The sequence below is a fragment of the Streptomyces capoamus genome, from assembly GCF_014654935.1.
Taxonomy (GTDB): Bacteria; Actinomycetota; Actinomycetes; order Streptomycetales; family Streptomycetaceae; genus Streptomyces; species Streptomyces capoamus.
This window is the reverse complement of record NZ_BNBF01000025.1, coordinates 8,572-10,786: the sequence shown is the minus strand read 5'-3', so window position 1 is coordinate 10,786 and position 2,215 is coordinate 8,572. Positions and strand designations below refer to the sequence as shown.

Here is a 2,215-nt window from a genome sequence, read left to right as displayed (position 1 = left end):
CGCGGACGCGGTGGCGGCGGGGGCGGTGGAGGTCGGCAGCCGTGAGGTGGTCCGGCTGCTGAGGTCCGCCGGTCTGCGCCGGCGCAAGGGCCTGGCTCAGCGGCGCAGGTAGAGCAGGAGGCCGGCGTCCATGTCGTACTCGTCCTGGGCGGTGCGTTCCTCCTCCACCGTCGCCCGGGTGAAGCCGGCCCGGCTCACCACGCGCTGCGAGGGGAGGTTGTCGCGCTCGACCGTGGCGATGACCGTGTCGACGTCGTCGCGGGCCAGGGCCCACTCGGTCAGGGCGCGCAGCGCCTCGGTCGCGTAGCCGTGGCCGCGGGCGCCGGCGACGAGGTCGTAGCCGATCTCCACCCGCCGCTCCTCGTCCGGTGCGCCGTGGAAGCCGATGCCGCCGACCGCCCGGCCGTCCTCGGGCCGTACGAGGGCGAAGACGCCGAACTCGGGCCGGTGCACGCCGGCTTCGTACGCCTTCACCAGAAAGGTGCAGGCCTCCCGGGTGCCCTCGTAGGGGCCGCCGTCCAGCCAGTCGAAGCCGCCGTCGCCGCCCAGGGCCAGATCGCGGGCGGCGGCCGGGCGGATCCCGGTGAGGGTGACGCGGCCGGCGGGGAGGACCAGGTTGTTGTACCAGGTCCAGTCGGTGACCGGGGCGCGGCCGGGCAGCTCGCCGCGGCCGGTCGCCCACAGCAGGGTCGGCCAGGGCTCGGGGCCGGGCTGGACGTGCGGGAAGAGCCAGGTGAGGACGGATTCGGCGAGGTCGGCGGGCGGCTCATGGGCGAGGCCGAGGCCGCGGGCGATGTCATGGGTGTGCAGCAGGGCCTCGGCGACGCCCATCGCGGCGGACCCCTCGCGGTCGGCGCCGCCGAAGGGGGAGGGGTGGAAGGCGCGTACGCCCGGCGGCGCGGTGCGGACCGCGGCGGCCAGCAGGGCGCCGGTCGCCTCGATCACCTGGAGCAGACCGGCGTTGTCGGTGCCCTCGGGGAGGGTGATGGCGAGGGGGAGGCGGTCCTGGGCGCGGGCGGCGAGGCGGCTAGCGTACGCGAGGAAGTCCTCGGCGATGTGGAACGCGGTGGTGCGGCAACTCCACTCCAGGCCGGCCGCGTTCACCGCCGCCCAGTCGCGGTCCACCGCCGCGCGCAGCGTCGCTGTGCAGCTCGCGACGGCCGCCTCCACCTGGTCCCCGCTCATCGTCCGCATGCGGGCACACTACGGCGGCGCGGTCCTCAGGTCGACAGCATTTCCAGCTCGCCGGCGAGGTTGTGGCGGGCGGTCCTCTCCCAGTGCACCCGGCCGTACGGGGTGCGGAACAGGCGGGGCAGGTCCAGCAGTTGGCGCAGGACCGCCGAACGGCCCCGGCGGAAGGCCGCGTCGGGCACGAAGTGGTACTCCACGCGGACCTCGGCGGTGTAGGCGGCGTACGCCGACGGAGGCGCGGCCAGGATCGCGAGGTCGGCGTCGCACAGCACCTGGCCGTCGGGGTCGTCGTCGGCCGGGTCGTGGGTGACGGTGAGCCTCACCAGCCGGGCCACCTCGGCCGTCTTCGGGTCCGGCACCCCGGCCTCCGGCAGGGCGCGCTCGGCCAGCCGCGCGGACCGCTCCTCGTTCTCGGACCGCTCGGGGTGGTAGACGGCGTCGTGGAACCAGGCCGCCAGCCGGACCACGTCCGCGTCGGCCGCGTACGCCTGCAGGGTGTCGACGTGGTCGAGTACGGCGGTGAGGTGGGTCACCGTGTGGTAGCGGCGCTGCGGTTCCTGCCAGCGGGCGAGCAGGTTGTCGGCGTAGGGGGCGGGGTCGGGGCCGCCGCCCGGGGCGCGGGCTGCTTCCAGGGCGCGGGCGAAGCGGTGGCGCAGGGCGTCGAGGTCGGCCATGCACCCCATTCTCCCGCCGCGCCGGGCGGGCGGGGCGCCCGGGTCCGTCCGTGACGTCGGGTGCGCGGTGCCCCTAGCGTGGGCCCATGACTGACATCGTGGACGTGCGTGACCCCGAACTGCCCGGGCGGCTGCTGGTGCGGGAGCGGGACGCCCTCGTGCCGCTGCTGCGGTCGCGGCCGGACTCCGATTTCGCGCTGCCGACGGCCGGGTGTCCGGGATGGACGGTGCGGGACGTGCTGGCGCACTGCTCGGCCGCGCTGACGCGGGTGGCGGATAACCGGTTCGAGAAGGGGGTGTTCTCGCCGGAGTCGAACGAGCGGGACATCGCGGAGCGGGCCGGGTGGCCG

3 protein-coding genes and 1 pseudogene are annotated in these 2,215 nt (G+C 75.8%); 2 read left to right on the top strand and 2 right to left on the bottom strand.

Annotation, left to right across the window (positions count from 1 at the left end; all coding sequences use genetic code 11):
* Positions 1–112: pseudogene (locus tag IE312_RS42605) on the top strand (DUF4031 domain-containing protein); the annotation flags it as partial.
* On the opposite strand, the gene IE312_RS30775 reads toward IE312_RS42605, so the two are convergent.
* The gene (locus IE312_RS30775) at positions 97–1,185 is read right to left on the bottom strand and encodes a GNAT family N-acetyltransferase (protein ID WP_229900650.1); all 1,089 of its coding nucleotides are present in this window, start codon (positions 1,183–1,185) and stop codon (positions 97–99) included. The pseudogene IE312_RS42605 and the gene IE312_RS30775 sit on opposite strands and share 16 nt — an antisense overlap.
* Positions 1,186–1,220: 35 nt before the next feature.
* The gene (locus IE312_RS30770) at positions 1,221–1,865 is read right to left on the bottom strand and encodes an HD domain-containing protein (RefSeq protein ID WP_189985546.1); all 645 of its coding nucleotides are present in this window, start codon (positions 1,863–1,865) and stop codon (positions 1,221–1,223) included.
* An 86-nt stretch (positions 1,866–1,951) separates the two neighbouring features.
* Here IE312_RS30770 and IE312_RS42600 point away from each other — a divergent pair.
* Positions 1,952–2,215, top strand: a 264-nt coding sequence (locus IE312_RS42600) for a maleylpyruvate isomerase N-terminal domain-containing protein (protein ID WP_229900635.1), incomplete at its 3' end; no start/stop codon positions are given.